At 70.9% G+C, this 3,883-nt stretch carries 4 protein-coding genes; 2 read left to right on the forward strand and 2 right to left on the reverse strand.

Going from position 1 to position 3,883, the window contains the following annotated elements; genetic code table 11:
- Positions 1-148: 148 nt before the first annotated feature.
- Positions 149-388 (reverse strand): DUF3073 domain-containing protein, encoded by a 240-nt coding sequence (locus GL263_RS23040; protein ID WP_182857669.1) that lies wholly within the window; start codon positions 386-388, stop codon positions 149-151.
- A gap of 422 nt (positions 389-810) precedes the next feature.
- The gene (locus tag GL263_RS23045; protein WP_182857670.1) at positions 811-1,917 is read right to left on the reverse strand and encodes a Leu/Phe/Val dehydrogenase; all 1,107 of its coding nucleotides are present in this window, start codon (positions 1,915-1,917) and stop codon (positions 811-813) included.
- Between the two features lie 168 nt (positions 1,918-2,085).
- Here GL263_RS23045 and GL263_RS23050 point away from each other — a divergent pair, with 168 nt between their 5' ends.
- Together GL263_RS23050 and bldC are read left to right on the forward strand one after the other, a co-directional pair.
- Positions 2,086-2,976 (forward strand): DUF8083 family protein, encoded by an 891-nt coding sequence (locus GL263_RS23050; RefSeq protein ID WP_182857671.1) that lies wholly within the window; start codon positions 2,086-2,088, stop codon positions 2,974-2,976.
- Positions 2,977-3,453: 477 nt separating this feature from the next.
- The gene (gene bldC / locus GL263_RS23055; RefSeq protein WP_003949541.1) at positions 3,454-3,660 is read left to right on the forward strand and encodes a developmental transcriptional regulator BldC; all 207 of its coding nucleotides are present in this window, start codon (positions 3,454-3,456) and stop codon (positions 3,658-3,660) included.
- Positions 3,661-3,883: the final 223 nt, after the last annotated feature.

Below are 3,883 nucleotides of genomic sequence, written 5' to 3' on the forward strand. Positions count from 1 at the left end.
GCCCGGGGCGGAGCCCCGGTTCCGGGAAGGGGCGGGGTTGGGGAGAGGCCCCGCGCCCGGCTCGCGCCGGGCACACAGAATCCGGCCCTGGCCACTTCGGCCCCGGACCGGATTCAATGCGGACGACGTCCGCCGCGAGGAAGGCGCCTCAGGCGCCGCGCCGCTTGGCCGCGTCGTCCTCGTCCTCGTCGTCGTCACTGTTGTACAGCTCGGCGTACCGCGCGTACGGGTCGTCCTCGTCGTCCTCGTACGGATCGCCGTTCGCCGGCCGTTGCGACGTCGTCGCGCCCAGCTCTTCGGCCAGACGCGAGAGGTCAGTCCCGCCACTGTTGTACTTCAGCTGGCGGGCGACCTTCGTCTGCTTGGCCTTGGCCCGGCCGCGCCCCATGGCTCGACCCCCTCAACGACGGGGCTCGACGGCCCCAGAGTCTGACACGCGTTCATGGTGAGAGCGGACCCTCGCTGAGAGTCCGGCTCCTAGAGCTTCAACGGTACCTGCTTCCGCCGCAGTACGGTACGTCGCCCGTGCGACCCGGCAGGTTCCCGCCACGCCCTGTGACCTGTTCTTCGCTGGTCAAAGGCGATTTTACCTTCTTGTCGAGGCGTGCCCCCGGCGGGGTCGTGAAACACGTCTCCCCGACGGGACCGTCACGGCGGGTGACCGGCTTGCCACCCGAACGGTCGGTCCTCGCGCCACACTGTACGCGTTGCCGGCCGTTTCCGTGTCCTGATCCGGGTGCGCCGCCCGCGCGGCGCACCCGGATCACATGTACCGGTTCACTGCGTACCGGTTCACACCCGGGGTCGGGTTCACGCGCGGCCGGCCGCCATGCGCTGCTCGGCGATCCGGTCGGCGGCGGCCGCCGGCGGCACGCCGTCGGTGGCCGCCCGGTCGAAGATCTCCAGCGTGGTGTCGAAGATCTTTGTCGCCTTGGCCTTCGCACGCGCGAAGTCGAAGCCGTGCAGCTCGTCGGCGACCTGGATGACGCCGCCGGCGTTCACCACGTAGTCGGGGGCGTAGAGGATGCCGCGCTCGGCCAGGTCCTTCTCCACTCCCGGGTGCGCCAGCTGGTTGTTCGCCGCGCCGCAGACCGCCTTGGCGGTGAGCACCGGCACGGTGGTGTCGTCGAGCGCGCCGCCGAGCGCGCACGGCGCGTACACGTCGAGGTCGGGGACGCGGATCAGGGCGTCGGTGTCCGCGACGACGTCGACCTGCGGGTGGATCTGCCGCACCCGGCGCACCGACTCCTCCCGCACGTCGGTGACGACGACCTGGGCGCCGTCCTCCACCAGGTGGTTCACCAGGTGGTGGCCGACCTTGCCGACACCGGCCACGCCGACCTTCCGGCCGCGCAGCGTCGGCTCGCCCCACAGCCGCTGGGCGCTGGCCCGCATGCCCTGGAAGACGCCGAACGCGGTCAGCACGGAGGAGTCGCCGGCGCCGCCGTTCTCCGGCGAGCGACCGGTGGTCCAGCGGCATTCGCGGGCGACGACGTCCATGTCCTGGACGTAGGTGCCGACGTCGCAGGCGGTGACGTAGCGGCCGCCCAGCGAGGCCACGAACCGGCCGTAGGCCAGCAGCAGCTCCTCGCTCTTGATCTGCTCGGGGTCACCGATGATGACGGCCTTGCCTCCGCCGTGCTCGAGCCCGGCCATCGCGTTCTTGTACGACATGCCCCGGGCGAGGTTCAGCGCGTCGAGGACGGCGGCCTCCTCGGGGAGCTGCTCGTCGGTGTAGGCGTGGAACCTGGTGCCGCCGAGGGCGGGGCCCAGCGCGGTGGAATGGATCGCGATGACCGCCCTGAGGCCGCTGGCGCGGTCCTGGCAGAGCACGACCTGCTCGTGGCCGCCCTGGTCCGAGTGGAACAGGGTGTGGAGTACTCCGTCGACGCTGGCGGAGTGACGTACGTCAGTCACTGTGGTGACTCCTGTAGTCGCGGGTGGACACCCTCCTGCGGGTGGGGAGGGTCTATGCGCAGCAGGGTACGACCTGGAAGGCGCTTTGTGGCCCTGTCGGCCGGGGCTGTCACCATCGTGAGACCGCGGCTGCGCCGGTAGCCGCCGGAGTGGGAGTGAGGAGGCCGTGTGGCCCCGTCGACGGCGGTGAGTGTGCCGTATCCGGCGTACCTGCGGGTCTACGAGCCGCTGGCCGCCTTCCCCGAGCCGGAGCGTGCCCGCTGGCGGGCCTACGCGGAGCGTCCGGACCTGCCGGGCGCGCAGGACGAGACGCGCGCCGCCCTGGTGCGCCTGACCGCCGTCCCGCCGGTGCTGGTGCAGGAGCGGGAGAGCGGCGACGCCTTTGTGGCCGAGGTCGACGGGGTGCTGTACGTCTGCCCCTGGCGGACGCGGCAGCGCTGCCGGCAGGCGCTCGTCACGGCGGAACGGGAGCTTCCGCCGCCGGTGCTGGAGGCCGCGCTGCCACCGGTGGCGCGCGAGCGCGCCGCGGCGGAGGAGCGGGAGCGGGCGGCGGCCGAGGAGCAGGGCCGGGCGGCGCGGTCGCAGCCGTCGGAGCGGCCCGTGGAGGCCGGCGCGGACGGCAGGGTGTGGATCCGCACCGCCCTGTGGCACGTGCCGATCCGGTGGTTTCTGCTTTTCAGGGATGAAGAGCGGGATTTCGGGAAGACGCCCGACGGTCCACGGCTGCGCTACCGCACGCCGATGGTCCAGGCCAGACGCCGGGTCGCGCGGGCGCTTAAGGTGCTTCGCACGGAACTGGCGGAGGGCCCGCTGGTCGACGGCCTGGTAGACGTGGGCCGCTGGCTGGAGGAGTTCCACCCGCGTTCGCTCGTCGAGCTGGACTACGGCGGGCTGCTGCGGCTCATCCCGGAGGAGCTGCTCGCCGAGGACCACTCGGCGGCGGAGGCCGACGAGGGGCTGGCGGCGCTGCGGGACGGTGACGAGGAGCGCGCGGGCGAGCTCTACGCGAGGTTGGCCGAGCGCTGGCGAGAGGTGCAGCGGCGGCAGCTGGCGAACTAGCCGGCGGCCGGTCCGGCCGGCCGCCGGGGTGCTCGGATCAACCTGTCGATCCGGGGCATTGCCCCCAAGGGGTGATGGATCACACAAAGCCCCCCTTGCTCTCAAGGCAACCCCTCGTGTCAAAATAGGACAAGGGGCCATGGACGGTCTCCTTCCGTCCAACTTGGTTCGGACGCTTCGGCGTTGCCTGACGTACCACCCGTGACACCTCGTCACCTCCGGTGACGGACGGTCATTCGATGGTGACTGTCCGTTATGACATGATTCAACAGTCTTTGTGGAGGTTGTGTGCGGGAGGGTGCAAATCCATCGGTTTGGCCGACGAGGCTGGACAGATGGTGTAGTTGTAGTGCCGAGGACAAGCCGTTCGTCCTATAACCGACTCGACCTGCGTGCGCCATTTCGGGCAACGCGGGTCAAGGTGCAGAATTTAGAGGAAAGAACCGTGATGGTTCGGTTCTCCCGAGGAGGCCGCTCATGACCGCTCGCACCCCTGATGCCGAGCCACTGCTGACTCCGGCTGAGGTTGCCACGATGTTCCGCGTCGACCCGAAGACGGTCACGCGCTGGGCAAAGGCAGGCAAGCTCACGTCGATCCGCACGCTCGGCGGGCACCGCCGCTACCGCGAAGCGGAGGTGCGCGCATTGCTCGCGGGTATCCCGCAGCAGCGCAGCGAGGCCTGACAACCAGGTAGCAGCACAGCAGCACACGACAGGTCGCCGTCCCCATACGGCACTTGATCGTTGATCGCGTCGGACTCCGCCGGGTCCGGCGCGATCTGCGTTGTGGGGGCCTTCGCGTGGCGAGACGCCGCACGCGCCCCTGCCGCGCCCCTGCCGCCTCCCAGCGCCGCGAGGCGCTTGGTGGCGGCCCGCCGCCCGGGCGGCCCTCCGGGCCCCCTTCAGA

The organism is Streptomyces durbertensis (assembly GCF_014156695.1).
In the GTDB taxonomy this organism is placed as follows: domain Bacteria; phylum Actinomycetota; class Actinomycetes; order Streptomycetales; family Streptomycetaceae; genus Streptomyces; species Streptomyces durbertensis.

Coding starts and splice junctions, on each gene's coding strand:
- GL263_RS23040 (WP_182857669.1), bottom strand. CDS start 388: ATGGGGCGCGGCCGGGCCAAGGCCAAGCAGACGAAGGTCGCCCGCCAG.
- bldC (WP_003949541.1), top strand. CDS start 3,454: ATGACCGCTCGCACCCCTGATGCCGAGCCACTGCTGACTCCGGCTGAG.